9 protein-coding genes and 1 tRNA gene are annotated in these 14,567 nt (G+C 75.0%); 3 read left to right on the top strand and 7 right to left on the bottom strand.

The window, feature by feature from the left end; all coding sequences use genetic code 11:
* Positions 1-62 precede the first annotated feature (62 nt).
* Together KPF47_RS37070 and KPF47_RS37065 are read right to left on the bottom strand one after the other, a co-directional pair.
* On the bottom strand, positions 63-941 hold the full coding sequence (locus tag KPF47_RS37070; protein WP_224393023.1) for a hypothetical protein: 879 nt from the start codon (positions 939-941) through the stop codon (positions 63-65).
* A 15-nt stretch (positions 942-956) separates the two neighbouring features.
* Positions 957-7,970, bottom strand: coding sequence for a glutamate synthase-related protein (locus KPF47_RS37065; RefSeq protein WP_224393022.1), 7,014 nt, complete (start codon positions 7,968-7,970; stop codon positions 957-959).
* Positions 7,971-8,112: 142 nt separating this feature from the next.
* Here KPF47_RS37065 and KPF47_RS37060 point away from each other — a divergent pair.
* A tRNA-Pro gene (locus KPF47_RS37060) sits at positions 8,113-8,189 on the top strand.
* A gap of 147 nt (positions 8,190-8,336) precedes the next feature.
* Here the strand turns inward: KPF47_RS37060 and KPF47_RS37055 are convergent.
* Both KPF47_RS37055 and KPF47_RS37050 read right to left on the bottom strand, forming a co-directional pair.
* Complete coding sequence (locus KPF47_RS37055; protein WP_224393021.1) at positions 8,337-9,122, bottom strand: hypothetical protein; 786 nt, start codon at positions 9,120-9,122, stop codon at positions 8,337-8,339.
* 150 nt (positions 9,123-9,272) lie between these two features.
* Positions 9,273-9,662, bottom strand: coding sequence for a DUF4870 domain-containing protein (locus KPF47_RS37050; protein ID WP_224393020.1), 390 nt, complete (start codon positions 9,660-9,662; stop codon positions 9,273-9,275).
* Positions 9,663-9,960: 298 nt separating this feature from the next.
* Here KPF47_RS37050 and KPF47_RS37045 point away from each other — a divergent pair, with 298 nt between their 5' ends.
* A complete protein-coding gene (locus tag KPF47_RS37045; protein ID WP_224393019.1) occupies positions 9,961-11,025 on the top strand; it encodes a substrate-binding domain-containing protein in 1,065 nt (354 codons plus the stop codon).
* Here the strand turns inward: KPF47_RS37045 and KPF47_RS37040 are convergent.
* Both KPF47_RS37040 and nhaA read right to left on the bottom strand, forming a co-directional pair.
* Entirely contained in the window at positions 10,974-11,423 is a 450-nt protein-coding gene (locus KPF47_RS37040) for a hypothetical protein (protein ID WP_224393018.1), read from the bottom strand. The genes KPF47_RS37045 and KPF47_RS37040 overlap by 52 nt on opposite strands.
* Positions 11,424-11,497: 74 nt before the next feature.
* The gene (gene nhaA, locus KPF47_RS37035) at positions 11,498-12,838 is read right to left on the bottom strand and encodes a Na+/H+ antiporter NhaA (protein WP_224393017.1); all 1,341 of its coding nucleotides are present in this window, start codon (positions 12,836-12,838) and stop codon (positions 11,498-11,500) included.
* A gap of 3 nt (positions 12,839-12,841) precedes the next feature.
* Here nhaA and KPF47_RS37030 point away from each other — a divergent pair, with 3 nt between their 5' ends.
* Positions 12,842-13,405 carry a DsbA family protein gene (locus KPF47_RS37030; RefSeq protein WP_308015607.1) on the top strand — a complete coding sequence of 188 codons (564 nt, stop codon included), beginning with the start codon at positions 12,842-12,844 and terminating at the stop codon, positions 13,403-13,405.
* Here KPF47_RS37030 and KPF47_RS37025 read toward each other — a convergent pair.
* Positions 13,395-14,252 carry a universal stress protein gene (locus KPF47_RS37025; protein WP_224393016.1) on the bottom strand — a complete coding sequence of 286 codons (858 nt, stop codon included), beginning with the start codon at positions 14,250-14,252 and terminating at the stop codon, positions 13,395-13,397. The two genes, KPF47_RS37030 and KPF47_RS37025, sit on opposite strands and share 11 nt — an antisense overlap.
* Positions 14,253-14,567: the final 315 nt, after the last annotated feature.

Genomic DNA, 14,567 nt, shown 5'->3' with positions numbered 1-14,567 from the left:
TTCTGACGGGTTCATCCTTGGTTGCCCGTCTCTACGACCGCCGGGTCGACCGCGTTCACGACTCACCCGATCGGGTGTAGGAGCACGTCCCTGACCATGCGTTCCCAGGCCGCGACGACTCCGGTCGACGGTAGTCCGAACTGGCCGAACAGGGCCAGGCAGCGACCGTCCGCGGCGGTCAGGAGCACCGTCGTCATCGGACCGTGCGGGCCGTGCGTGCGGACCGGGCGGACCGCGTCGACCTCGGCGGGGGCGAACGCGAACTGCACCGGTCCGGACACGACGCCGACGACGTCGCCGGTCTCGACGTGGTCGACCGACCCCGTCCCGATCTGGAGGCATCCGCCGTGCGGCACCGCCAGCCCGGCCGGGACGCCGTGCTCGCAGAGCAGGCACAGCAGGTCCACGGCCCGGGCGACACCGCAGGGCGGGGTCGCCGGGACGAGCCCGTCGGGCACGCGGCCGCCGCCGTCGGTGAGCGCGTCGAGCAGGCCGAGGTGGTCGAGCTCGTCGGGGGCGCCGGGTGCCGGGGAGGCGGGCGGGTCGTCGGCGCGCGGGGCCAGCCGCAGCACCTCGGTGACCAGCGGTGCGTCGGGCGAGAGCAGGTGCGCGCGGTGCACCGCCGCACCGTCGCCGTCGAACAGCCACAGGGCGGCGGGTTCGCGACGCTCGTCGTCGGCCCGGGTCGCGACGACCGAGGAGACCGCCGGGCGGGACAGCCGCAGGGTCACCGCGTCCGGCCGGACCGGGAACGCGTCGCCGGTGAAGGTCGGTTCGGCGTAGGTGCCGAGCTCGCTGATCAGGGCGCTGCCGTTCGCGGTGGTCGCGACGACCTCGTCGAGGAGCGGGAGGTGTCGCGCCAGCGATCCGGGGTCGAGGTCGATCCGGTCGCCGACGAGATGGGAGAGCAGGATCTCGAGGTCGGTGCGGGGCAGGGTCACGAGGCACGCTCCGGGTCAGTAGACGTCACGCAGGTACCGCTTCCCGCGCTTGAGGTCGGCGACGAACTCCGCCGCACCGTCCTCGCCACCGGTGTGGGCGGCGAGGATCTCGTGCAACGCGGCGTCGACGTCGCGGGCCATCCGGCTCGCGTCGCCGCACACGTAGAGGTGGGCGCCCCCGGCCAACCAGGCGTGCAGCCGGTCGCCGTGGGCGCGCATCCGGTCCTGGACGTAGATCTTCTCCGCCTGGTCGCGGGAGAAGGCCAGGTCCAGGTGGGTGAGCAGGCCGTCGGAGGCCCAGCCGAGCAGCTCGGACCGGTAGAGGAAGTCGTGGTGGCCACGGCGGTCGCCGAACAGCAGCCAGTTGCGGCCGCGGGCGCAGCGGGCGGCACGCTCCTGCAGGAAGGCGCGGAACGGCGCGACGCCCGTCCCCGGCCCGACCATGATCATGTCGACGTCGTCGGCGGGCGGCCGGAACGAGGTGTTCGGCTGCAGCGAGACGACGGCGGTGTCCCCGACCGCGAGCCGGTCGGCGAGGTGGGTGGAGCAGACCCCGCCGACCGCGCGGTCGGCGCAGCGGTAGCGGACCGCGGCGACGGTGAGGTGCACCCGGTCCGGGAACAGCAGCGGGCTCGACGAGATCGAGTACGCCCGGGGCCGGAGCGGGCGCAGCAGCCCGACCAGCTCCTCGGGGTCGAGCCGCAGCCGGGCCGCGCGCAGCAGCCCGAGCAGGTCGTGGTCCCACACCGCGGCAGCGCGATCCTCGCGCAGGGCGGCGCGCAGCCCGGCCTCGGCGGCGCGGTCGGCGAGCACGTCGAGCAGGTCCCGCGACGGCGTCACGATCTCGTGGGCGGTGCTCAGCAGCTCGCGCAGCGGACGGTCGCCGACGCAGGCGTCGCCGTCGTGGCCCAGGTGCTCCAGCAGCGCCTCGACCAGCGCGGGGTCGTTCGCGGGGACGACCTCGAGCGCGTCGCCCGCGGCGTAGGTCAGGCCGGTGCCACCGAGGTCGAACTCGTGGTGGTGGATCTCCTTGTCCGAGGTCGGACCGGACAGCCGCACCCGGTGCGCGAGCACCGCGGACACCGGGGCGGGCCGGGCCCGGCGACGCGCGGGCTCCGGTTCCGGCGCGAATCCCGGCTCCGGGGCGGTGGCCGCGGGGACCCCGGGGGTCGCCGCGGTCAGCACGCCGACGATCTCGGGGAACCACTGCGCGGAGGCGTCCTCCCACATCACGTCGCAGTCGCGCCGCTCCAGGATCCGGGTGGCGCCCAGCTCGGCGAGCCGGGTGTCGATCAGCCGCCCGGCCGCGCAGAAGTCCTCGTAGGACTCGTCGCCCAGCGCGCACACCGCGAACGACGTGGCGTCCAGGCGCGGCACGTCGTCGGCGGTGATCATCGCGCGGAAGAGGTCGGCGTTGTCGGGCATCTCGCCGTCGCCGTAGGTCGAACAGACGACGACCACCCGGGTCATCGCGGCGAGCGCGTCGGCCCCGACGGCGTCGAGCTCGTGCAGCTCCCACGGCACCCCGGCCTCGGTGAGCCGTTCGGTGAGCAGGTCGGCGACGCACTCGGCGTTGCCGGTCTCGGTGCCGTAGAGGACGTGCACCGGGCCCGTGCCGGTCTCCTTCGGGGCGACGGGTGCGGCGGCCGTGCTGCGGGCACCGGCCAGGTAGCCCGACAGCCAGATCCGCTGTTCGGCGGTGAACGGGGCGTCCGGGGCGATCCCGAGGGCGGTCAGCTCGGCGGGCGGCAGCTGCGTGGTCACGGTGCTCCCACCAGGTCCGGGGCGGCGCGGGCGGCGAACAGCTCCTCGAAGCCAGGGATGCGGCCGAGGCGCTCGGTGTTGGCGGCGTCCTGGGCCAGGATCCAGCCGAAGGTGCCGGGGCTGTCGGTGCTGTAGACGTCGCGCCGGGCCAGCGACCTCTTGAGGTCCCCGACGCGCTTGTCGGAGACGAGCACGGCGAGCTCGTCGTCGGGGTAGCCGGCCAGTGCGTCGCGGGCGTAGCGCACCAGGCGCGCGCGGACGGCGCCGTCCTCGGTGAGCAGCAGGGTGCGGGCGGGCACGCCGCGCCGGGCGGCGATCTCCTCCGCGACGGTCTGCACGGTCAGTCCGTTGAGCAGGGCGAACATCTCCTCCCCGGCGGCCTCGGGTACGGCCCCGGACGCGACGGGGACGCCGTCGCGCTGGGCGAGCTTGTGCCGGCGCAGCTGGTGCGCGGCCAGGGCGGTGGCGAGCTCGTCGACGAGCTCGCGACGGGTGCGGGCGGCGAGGATCTCCCCGGCGTCCTGGTAGAGGCGCAGTGCGCGCGGGGTGGCGACGAGCAGGTGCGCGCGGGCGCGGTCGAAGTCGCCGAGCAGGCGGGTCGCGAGCGGCGATCCGGTGGCCTCGGCGTGCCACCCGAGGAGCAGCCGCACCGCGGTCTCGTGGAACCCGGCGACGGGGGGCGACGTCGACCGAGTCGGTGCTGAACGCGACCGTCTGGTCCGGGTCGTACTGGTAGAGGAACCCGCCGGACATGCCGTTGCCCAGACCGGAGCCCGCGGCACCGAGGTTGAGCACCGCGCCGCCGGTCATGTACTCGCAGCCGAAGTCGCCGAGCCCCTCGACGACGGCACTCGCCCCGGAGTTGCGCACCGCGAACCGGTCGCCGACCTCCCCCTCGACGAACAACCGTCCGCCGGTGGCGCCGAACAGGGCGAAGTTGCCGACGAGCACGTTCGCGCCGGGCACGGGGTCGTGGGCCGGGGCGGGCGAGCGGACCGCGACGGTCCCGCCACAGGCGGCCTTGCCGACGCCGTCGTTGGCCGTGCCGGTGTGCTCCAGCCACATGCCGTCGTTGCAGAACAGCCCGAACGACTGCCCGGCGGCGCCGTGGGTGCGCACCCGGACGTAGCGGTCGGGCAGGAAGCGGCGGCCGCGGTCGTCGACGAGCACGGCGCCGGGGACGCGCTCGTGCTCCAGCATCCGCTCGATGTCGACGGCGAGGCGCCCGCCGACCGAGCGGTGGCGGTTGCCGAGCTCGCCGCCGTCGATGTCGACGCCGCGCTGTCCCGCCGTGAGCGCGGCGCGCACGGTCGCCGACCACCGCTCGTCGTGGGTGTGGTCGGTGCCGACCCGCACCGGGTCGGGGACCTGCGGGGTCGTGACGCGCTGCAGCAGCCGGCGCAGGTCGAGCCGCCCGACCAGCGACGGGTGCCGCGCCAGGTGGAGCAGGTCGGCGCGGCCGCGGGCCTCGCGCAGGCTGCGCAGCCCCAGCCCGGCCAGGATCTCGCGGACCTCGTGGGCGACGCCGAGCAGGTACTGGGCCAGTGCGCGCGGGTCGCCGTCGAAGGCGTCGGCGTCGGTGGTGATCCCGGCGGGGCACTTCACGTTGCAGTTCTTCGCCATGACGCAGCGCAGCATCATCAGCGCGGTCGTCCCGAACTCGAAGCCGTCGGCACCGAGCAGCGCGGAGACGACGACGTCGCCGCCGGTCTGGTGTGCCCCGGAGCAGCGCAGCTCGACGGCGTCGCGCAGCCCGTGCGCGGACAGCGCCTGGTGCACCTCGGCGACCCCCAGCTCGGCGGAGCGCCCGGCGAACTTGAGGCTGGTGACGTTCGCGGCTCCGGTGCCACCGGTGTTGCCGGCGACGTTGATGACGTGCGCCCCGGCCTTCGCGACGCCGACGGCGATCGTGCCGATGCCCTCCGAGGACACCAGTTTGACCACGACCCGCACCCGGGCGGCGGTGGCGTCGTGGATGAGCTGGGCGAGGTCCTCGATGGAGTAGGTGTCGTGGTGCGGCGGCGGGGACACCAGCTCGACGCCGGGCGTGGCGCCGCGCGCGGCGGCGATGTCGACGGTCACCTTGGCGCCCGGCAGCTGGCCGCCCTCGCCGGGCTTGGCACCCTGCGCGATCTTGATCTCGATCTGCTCCAGCACCGGGTCGGCGAGGTAGCCCGCCCACACCCCGAAGCGGCCGGAGGCGAACTGCTTGATGCGCGAGCCCCGGACGGTGCCGAATCGGCTGCGGGACTCGCCGCCCTCGCCGCAGTTGGACAGTGCGCCGACCATGTTGGTGCCGTGCGCGACGGCCTCGTGCGCTCCGGCCACGAGCGCGCCGTGGCTCATGGCGCCCGACGCGAAGGTGCGGGTGATCTCGGAGGCGGGCTGCACCTGCGCCTGCGGGACGGGGTCGGGCGCGGTGACGAGCAGGTCCAGCCAGTCCGCCGCCGTACCGGGGTCGGTCACCCGCAGCGTGCTGCGGTCGGGGCGCTGCACGGTCGCGCCGAACCGGTCGGTGAGCCGGTCGGCGAGCCCGGTGGCGTCGCCGTCGACGTGCAGCAGGTCGCCGTCACGGCGCAGCCCGCGCACCGCGATGCAGGCGTTGCCGTGCGGGTCGATCCGGTCGAGCGCGGTGGCCGGCCGCCCGTCGCGCAGGTCCGGCGGGAGCACGAGGACGTCGCGCAGCGCGGACGGGCGCCGCTCCCGCTCGGCGGTGACCGTGCGGACGAACGCGCGGTAGCCGGGGGTGACGACGGCGGCGTCGATCTGCCCGGCGGTCAGCGGGGCGAGGCCGGTGTGCTGGTAGGCCTCGTCGTCCAGGCCGAAGGCGTCGGTGAGCGAGGTGAGCGGGAGCAGCCGCAGCGCGCGGTCGACGGGAGCGGCGGTGAGCCCGGCGCGCTCGTCGACGAGGCCGGTGAACGCGGTGACGGCGGCGGCGCCGAAGGAGTGCCCGGCGCCGTCGGAGCGTTCCTTGAACAGGCCGAGCTGCGGCAGGTCGTCGATGCCGGTGACGGTCAGGGCCCGGGCGTGCCAGTCGCGCACGGACCGCTCGAGGTCGGCGAACCCGGCGCCGCCGACCGGCGCGTCGACCTCGGGGAACCAGCGGGCGAGCACCGGGTCGGCGGTGTCGAGGTAGGCGGCCTCGAAGAACTCGCCGCCGACGTAGCTCTCCGCGGTGCACAGCCCGATCCGCGCCATCGTCTTGAGCAGCGACTTCTCCGCGGCGGCGCGGAAGCGGGCGAACGCGGCGGCCGGGTCGCCGGGATGCTGTTCCACGGCGCGCAGCGCGGCGGTGTGCGGGTGCACGGCCGAGGCGCCGAACCCGAGCAGGACGGCGAGGTGGTGCGCCGAGCACACCTGGCCGGTGGCGACGACCAGCGAGACCGCGGGCCGCAGCCCGGCGTCGACCAGGGCGCGGTTCACCGCGGCGACGGCGAGCACGGCCGGCACGGCGGCGCGGTCGCGGGACACGGCGCGGTCGTCGAGGACGGCGATGCCGCCGCCGTCGCGGGCGAAGGCGACGACCTCGGTGCACAGCGACTCCACCGCGGCCCGCAGCGTGCCGGGCTCGTGCAGCAACGCGATCGTCGCGACCGGGACGATGTGCTGCCCGCCCAGGCGGGCGAGCCCGTCGGGGTCGAGGACGGGCGAGTCCAGGACGATCCGGTGGAACGGGCCGTCGTCGACGGGACGGGCGCCGAGCGCGACGCGCAGGGTCATGCCGTCGGCCTCGCGGATGGGGTCCAGGGGCGGGTTCGTGACCTGTGCGAACCGCTGCGAGAAGTAGTGCGCGACACCGCCCTCGCGCCCGGTGAAGGCGTTGACGGCGTTGCCGTAGCCCATCGCGGAGACCCGTTCGGTGCCGGTGTCGAGCATCGGGTCGAGCAGGAGCCGGAACGCCTCGGCGTCGAGACCGTAGGCGGCGTAGCGCTGGGGCACCGTCAGGTCGCCGTCCGGGCCGGGCCCGGTGGCGGCGGGCGGGAGCGCGGCGGCCGGGGTGCGGGCCGTCGCGAGCAGGGCCTCGTGGTCGGCGCGGGCGGCGAGCAGCGCCAGGGTCTGCGCGGTGTCGTAGGACCGCTTCTCCCGGGTGCTCCACCAGAGCATCCCGCCGGCCTCGATGCGGCCGCGGCGCAGCACGTCGTGGGCGGGGAACGGGAACTGGCCCGCCTCCGAGGACACCGTCAGGTAGTCCGCGGTCTCGCAGGTGCGCAGCGGCCGCAGGCCGAGCCGGTCGAGCCGGGCACCGACGACCTCGCCGTCGGAGAACACCAGCGCGGCCGGGCCGTCGTTGATCTCCTCGGTCAGCGACCGGTACTCCAGCATCGCGCGCACCGAGGCGGGCAGCGTGGTGTCGTTCTCCCAGGCCGGGGGCATCGCGGCGACGACGGCAGCGACCAGGCCCAGCCCGTCGCCGGCGACGCGGGCGTGCAGGGTCTGGTCGAACCGGGCGCTGTCGGACTGCCCCGGCGGGCGCACGATGCGCCCGCCCCGCGCGCGGGCCAGCGCCTCGTCGGCGATGCGGTTCTTACGGTCGGTGTTGAGCTCGCCGTTGTGGGCGAGCAGCCGGAACGGCTGCGCCATCGACGGGTGCGGGTCGGTGTTGGTGGAGAAGCGGGTGTGGAAGTAGAGGCTGCGCACCGCGTGCGCGGGATCGGTGAGGTCGGTGAAGTACGGCACCACCTCCCAGGAGTTCAACCGTCCCTTGAGGACCTGGGTGCGGGTGGACAGGCTCAGCGGGTACAGCCCGGCGACGGTCTCGTCGGTGTAGGCGACCGCCTCGACGTCGAGCAGCATCCGGTGCGCGAGTCGCTCGGGATCGCCGCCGCCCGGCACCTCGACGACCCACTGCCGCACCGGGAGCTGCTGCCCCACCGCGGCGGGACGCAGCACCGACGGGTCGACCGGGACGTCACGGACGGCCAGGACGGTGCCGCCGTGCGCGGTCAGGGTGAGCGTGACCAGCGACGCCGCGGCGGCGGCCCGCTCCGGGTCGGCGGGCAGGAAGAAGTTGCCGACGGCGAAGCGGCCCGGCGCCAGCTCCCGGCCGACCAGCTGCGAGAAGAACGGGACCGACAGGTCCACCGAGACCCCGCCGCCGTCACCGACGCCCTCGGCGGACATGCCGCCGCGGTGCGGCACCGCGCACAGGGCACGATGGGCGAGTGTGAGCACGTCGTGGGTCTGCACCCCGTCCTTGCGGACGATCAGGCCGACACCACAGCTGGAGTGCTCGGCCGTGGGGTCGTGCAGCCCGGGCGGTCTCACGTGGCAGCCTCCTTCACTAAGGGAAGGCTTACCTTAGGAAAACGGCGGCGAACGGATCAACGCCTCCGTGTTGTCGCGCGGGACACACCCGGGCACGACGGGGCGGCCGGACCGGGCGGGGCCGGGGATACACTGCGTACGACGGGGTGTGGCGCAGCTTGGTAGCGCACTCGCTTTGGGAGCGAGGGGCCGTGGGTTCAAATCCCGCCACCCCGACCAGCGGAAACGTCGCCGCGAGCGGCGTTCACGATGCGGCCGACAGCGGCCGCCGACAGCGGGGTACCCGCGCCGGCGTCGTGCCGGGTGTCCGGCGGACCAGGACGTCGTCGGCCGAACGTGCGACCACGACCTCCGACAGGTCCCTCCTCAGGGGGCCACCGAGGGCCAGCGGCTCGCGCCACGTCGGTCGCAGGCGGCCGTCGCGGCCGCGTAGAGCTGGATGTCACGCAGGCCGACCCCGACGCCCGCCCGGCGGAGGTGGTGCACCAGCGGGGTCACCTCGTCCTCCCACCAGCGTGCGGCCAGAGTGTGGCGGTCGGGCAGCGGTGCGCCGCGCAGGGTCTCGCGGAAGGCCCACGCCTCGGCGGCGTCGGCCAGCCGCATCCAGTCCGCGGTGCGGTCGAGCCACAGCTCGGTCCGGACCGGGTCGGGCAGCGGGATGCGGCTGAGGAACTCACGCTCGGCGGCCTTGCTGGGCAGGTGCATCGCACGCAGGCACGCCATCGCGTAGGCGACGGTGCAGACCCATCGGACACGGGCCGGGACGGCGACGACACCGCGTGCCCGGGCGACCGACACCCGGTGGTGACCGTCGACGACGAAGTACATCTCCCCCAGCCGCAGCAGCTCGACCCGCGCGACCACCTGGCCCGGCCGGGCCATCAGCTCGGCGACCGCGTCCCACCGTGCGCGCAGCTGCGGGTTGCGCAGCCGGAACTCGGCGTCGAAGTCGTCGGCCCGTCCGACGGTGCCGACGATCCGCTCGACGCGGACGTCGTCGGGGTACTCCACCATGTCGCCGTCACGACCGAGGGCCTGTACGGCGTCGTCGTACGGGACCAGCCGGTCCGCGGAGGTCCCGGGCCGCCCTCCCGACGCCGGGGGGAGCCGCAGTCGATCGCGTACGGCGTCGAGGGGGTTCCGTGCCTTCACGTGTGCCACCCGGGGCGAGGTCGGCGGTGGACTGCACGAACAGTACGCCCCACCTCGACGCACGCGGGCCCACCGGCGGCCGCGCCGGGCCCGCGGGACGCGTCCGGGTCCGCGCCGGGCGCTTCCACTACGGACGATCGCGGCGCGGTGTCAGGACAGCACCCGGAGCTGGAAGGGGTAGTCGTAGGTCCGGTTGTTCGACGCCCGCACCGCTCCCTTGATGTGGCACCACGCCGACACCACGAACAGCACGATCATGAGCGGGATCGCCACGACGATGCCGACCACGGTGAAGATCAGGATCCAGCTGACGATGAAGAGCACCCAGAACGTCAGGTTGAAGTTGAACGCCCCCGCCGCGGCCCGGCGCGCGAACGGGTCCTCCTTCTTGACCAACCAGACCAGCAGCGGGCCGACCAGGCTCAACAGTCCGGCACTCAGCACCGCGGCGATCGGCGCGGACAGGTGGGCCAGGATCGCTGCGATCCGGCTGCTGTCGGGCGGTGTGGGCGCGGAGCCACCGGCGTACGGCTGCGACATCGAGTTCCTCTCCTCGGGACCGCGGCACACGGTGGCCGCGTTCCGGTACCGCCGGACGAGGGTCCGCGGTGTGCCGGCCACCCTGCCAGCCCCCGGCCGGGAACCGGACAACCCGGGCCCCTCCGCGATCACCCGGAGGTGTGGCACCGCCGCCGACCTGCCGAACCACCGCCGGCAGCGGCCCGACCCCGCCGCCGACCTGCAGCTTTCGCGCGGCCACGGGGGTACGGGTGTGACGCCGGGAACACCCCGCACCGCGCCGGCGTTCCGGTCCTCGAGGCCTGGGGGGGTGACTCCGATGCCGTCGACCGCGAGCCCGTCGTTCACCGTCGGCCTCGTCGTGCCCTCGGCCGGCTCCGACGCGATCTACGGTCCCTCGTGCATCCTCTGCGCCCGGCTGGCCGTGGAGGAGCTGAACGCGGCGGGCGGGGTCCTCGACCGGCCCGTCCGCCTGCGGATCCTCGACGGGTCGGGAGCTCCGGAACAGGTCGCGACCACGGTCGCGCAGGCCGCGCGGACCGGGGCGATCGACGCCGTCGTCGGCTGGCACATCTCCCCGGTGCGGGTGCGGCTCGCAGCGGCGCTGCGCGGGCTGGCGCCCTACGTGTTCACCGCGCTCTACGAGGGCGGCGAGACCACCCCGGGGGTCGTCCCGATCGGTGAGACCCCGGACATCCAGCTGACCCCGGCGCTGCGGTGGATGGCCGCGGAGATCGGGGTCCGGCGCTGGGCGGTGATCGGTAACGACTACCGGTGGCCCCACCGGTCGCTCGCGCGGACCCGCTGCGCCCTGGACGGCCCGACCGGCCCGACGCTGGACCACACCCGGTTCGTCCCGCGCGGCACCTCCGACCACCGGGCGGTGCTCGACGACCTGGCCCGCACCGACGTCGACGGCGTCCTGACGCTGCTGGTCGGCTCCGACGCCGTCGCCTTCCACCAGGAGTTCGCCCGGCGCGGGCTGGAGGGCCGCTTCGCCCGGTTCTCCCCGCTGATGGACGAGAGCATGCTCGCCTCCACCGGGGCGGGCTCATCGCAGGACGTGTTCACCGCCGCGGGCTACTTCGAGGCGCTGCCGACCGCGGAGAGTCTGGCCTTCGGTGCCCGTTACGCCCGCCGGTTCGGCCCCGGCGCCCCGCTGCCGTGTGCTCCCGGCGAGTCCTGCTACGAGGGCGTCGGGGTCCTCGCCGCCCTGGCGAACCGGGTCGGCACCACCGACGCGATCCGGCTGGCCGAGGCCGCCGGACGGTGCTGCTACGTCGGCCCGCGCGGACCGGTGACCGCGCGCGACGGCCGCGCCGAGCAGCGCATCTACATGGCCGTCGCCGACGGGTCGGGCTTCGACATCCTCGCGTCCCTCTGAGCCCGCCGGGCGACGACCAGCGCGGTCACCACCGCGACCAGGACCAGGATCCCGGCCAGCGGCAACCCGATCAGCAGCATCAGGCCACCGCCGATGTTCGCGCCGATCGACGCGGCCGTCATGACCCGCCCGGCCCAGCCGACCAGCAGGCCCGCCAGGACGCACAGCACCACCGGTGACGCCACGGCCCACCGCCGGACGACCGCGGCGGCGCAGGCCACCAGTCCCGCCCCGGCGAGCACGCCGACCGGCCACGGCAGTACGGGCGGGTCGTAGGCCCGGATCCCGCCGGCGAGATCGGGTGCGGGGCTGACGTCGCCGATCAGGAACCAGGCGACGACGGTCGCGCAGAGCCCGGCGAGCAGCCCCACCGGGATGGCGCGCAGTGCGCTGGACACGGGAGTCCCCTCTCCTCGGTTCCCCGCCACCCTGGCCCGTGTGGAGCCGACGGACCTCCGTAGGACCACGGAGCTCAGTCGACCGGGCGCCACGGCCGCGGCGGCAGGGTCGGCAGCCCGCTCGGGGCGCACTGCCCGCCCCGCTCCCCCGCCAGCCGGAAGACCAGCCAGCCCGACAGGGCGGCCAGCACCGAACCGGTCAGGATCCCGATCTTGGCCTCGGCGATGAGCAGCTCGTCGGTGAGCGCGAGCTCGGTGACGAACAGGGCCACGGTGAACCCGATGCCCGACAGCGCGGCACCGCCCATGAGCTGCCCCCAGCGCAGCGTGTCGGGCACCCGACCCAGCCCGGTGCGCAGCGCGATCCAGGTCGCGGCGGCGACGCCGATCGGCTTGCCCACGACCAGGCCGAGCACGATGCCCCAGGTGAGCATCGACGTCGCCGCGGCCGACAGGGTCTCCGACGACAGCACCACCCCGGCATTGGCGAGCACGAACAGCGGCACGATGACGTAGCTGCTCCACGGCTGGATCGCCTGCTGCAGCCGCTCGTTCGGCGAGACGGCGGCGACCGCGACCGCGCGGGCGGTGCGGGCCCGCTCCGGGGTCGGGTCGAGCAGGAAGTTCTTGCCGATCCGCACCGCCTCGACCATCTCGGTGCGGCGCGGTGCGTAGGCGTTGACCAGCAGCCCGAGGGCGACGCCGACGACGCTCGGGTGCACCCCCGAGCGCAGCACCGCGACCCAGCACAGGATCCCGACGACCGCGTAGAACGGCGTCCGCCAGAACCGCACCCAGCGCAGCGCCAGCAGCCCGGCGAGCAGCACGACGGCGAGCAGCAGTGCGAGCAGGTCGACCTCGTCGGTGTAGAACAACGCGATCGCCAGGACCGCGCCGATGTCGTCGACGATGGCCAGGGCCAGCAGGAACACCCGCAGCTGGTCCGGGCAGCGCGGCCCGAGCAGGGCCAGCACCCCGAGCATCACCGCGGTGTCGGTGGAGATCGCGATGCCCCAGGCCCCCGCCGCCTCACCGCCGGCGTTGAGCGCGAGGAAGAACAGGGCGGGCACGACGAGTCCACCCAGCGCGGCCGCGGCCGGTGCGGCCAGGGCACGGAAGCCGCGCAGCTCCCCCAGCGTCGTCTCGCGGGCTATCTCCAGCCCGACCGACAGGAAGAACAGCACCATCAGGCCGTCGTTGACCCAGTGCCGCAGGTCGAGGTCGAGCGCGGTGTCGCCGAAGGACACGGCCAGACCGGTGTGCCAGAACGACTCGTACCCGGCGCCGAGATTGGCCCACACCAGTGCGACGACGGCCGCGCCCACCAGGAGGACGGCCGATCCGGACTCCGTCCCGAGGAACCGCCTCGCGGCATCGGAGAGGTCGCCGCGCTCGGCTAGGGTCACCACCGCCATGCGCTGATCCTGCCCCGTGCCGGTTGCGATGAGGAGACCGCCATCAGTCTGGACCCGCCCGTCGGACCGTACGACCACGTCCTGGGGCCGCCGGAGGCCGACCTGACCCTGGTGGAGTACGGCGACTTCGAATGCCCCTACTGCCGCGACGCGGCGCCCGTCCTGGAGGAGGTCCGGGCCCGGTTCGGCGAGCGGCTGCGTTTCGTCTTCCGGCACTTCCCGCTGCACGAGGTGCACCCGCACGCCATCGCGGCGGCGCTGGCCGCGGAGATGGCCGGGTTCGACGGCCGGTTCTGGGAGATGCACGACACCCTGTTCGCCCCCGGACCGCCGCGGCTGCGGCAGGAGGAGCTGCGGGAGCACGCCGTCGCCGCCGGGGTGCGGCCGGACCGGGTCGTCTGGCCGGCGACCCGGCTCGCCGAGGACCGGGTGGAGGCGGGGTTCAACGCGGCCGTGCGCTCGGGCGTACGGGGGACGCCGACGTTGTTCGTGAACGGCGAGCGCTACCGCGGCGACGTCGGCGTCGCCGAGCTCACCGCCGCGCTGGACCCGGCGCTCAGGTCGTAGCGGCCGGCCCGACCAGCATCACCGGGCAGTCGGCGCGCTGGACCAGGGCGAGCCCGGTCGAGCCCAGCAGCAGCCCGCTGAACCCGCCACGGCCGCGGGTGGCGACGACGACCAGCCGCGCCGCACCACTGCGCCGGGCCAGCGCCCGTCCCGGCTCCTCACGCTCGATCACCCGCTCCACCGCGACGTCGGGATAGCGCTCGGACCAGCCCGCGAGCCGCTCGGCGAGGGCACGCTCCTCGGCATCGCGCAGCCGGTCGAAGGCCCCGGCCGCACGCAGCGCAGGGGAGCGGCCGTCGTGCCAGGCGTAGAGCGCGACCAGGCCGGTGCCGTGCTCGGAGGCGACCGCGAACGCGTGCTCCAGGGCCGCGTCGGACAGCGGACCGCCGTCGACACCGACCAGTACGGGTCCCTCCGCCGGGGCACCGCGCACGACGACGACCGGGCAGTGGGCGTGCGAGGCCACCGACAGGGTCACCGACCCCAGCGCGGTACCCATCGCACCGCGACCGGCCGACCCGAGCACCAGCAGCTCGGCACCGTGCGAGCGCTCGACCAGCGCCACCGACGGAGCCCGCCGGTCCTCCGCGTGGGTGACCTGCACCCCGGGGGCAGCGGCCTCGGCGGCGGCCCGGGCCGCGTCGAGGGTCGCGCGGGCCTCGGTCCGGATGGACTCCTCCACGTCGTCGAGCAGGGGGGCGACGGCGGCGTCGGCGTAGAGCCGGGCGACGTCGAAGGCCTGCACGAGCAGGAGGTCGGCATGCCGGGCGGCGGCCTCCCGGGCCGCCCACGCGACGGCGTCCAGGGCCGCGTCCGATCCGTCCACGCCGACGACGACGGTGCTCATCACTGTGCTCCGTTCCCGGCCGGCCCGCTGTCGGCCGTTCACCCTCCACTGTGCTCCACGACGGGCCGGGACGCACGGACGCCCGGTGTGACCTCGCAGACCACCGCGCCGGGCGGGCCCCGGAACCGCGACGGCCCGCTCGGGCCGGGACGGGCACCCGGAGCCCCCGGCCACGTCGCTACGGTGATCACCGGTGCACGCAGGCGACAGGGAGGTCCCATGCACGAGCCGAGCGTTCTCGTGGTCGGAGCGGGGTTCGGAGGGATCGCCGCCGCCGGGAGCTGCGGGCCCACGGCATCCGCGACGTCACGATCG

It is taken from the genome of Pseudonocardia sp. ICBG1293 (assembly GCF_020131355.1).
Classification (GTDB): domain Bacteria; phylum Actinomycetota; class Actinomycetes; order Mycobacteriales; family Pseudonocardiaceae; genus Pseudonocardia.
The sequence above is the reverse complement of the archived record's forward strand: the minus strand, read 5'-3'. Positions and strand labels throughout refer to the sequence as shown.

Bases quoted from the DNA above. Each gene is read 5' to 3' on its own strand.
- KPF47_RS37050 (WP_224393020.1), bottom strand. From the start codon at position 9,662: ATGTCGCAGCCGTACGCCGGTGGCTCCGCGCCCACACCGCCCGACAGC.
- KPF47_RS37045 (WP_224393019.1), top strand. From the start codon at position 9,961: ATGCCGTCGACCGCGAGCCCGTCGTTCACCGTCGGCCTCGTCGTGCCC.
- KPF47_RS37025 (WP_224393016.1), bottom strand. From the start codon at position 14,252: ATGAGCACCGTCGTCGTCGGCGTGGACGGATCGGACGCGGCCCTGGAC.
- nhaA (WP_224393017.1), bottom strand. From the start codon at position 12,838: ATGGCGGTGGTGACCCTAGCCGAGCGCGGCGACCTCTCCGATGCCGCG.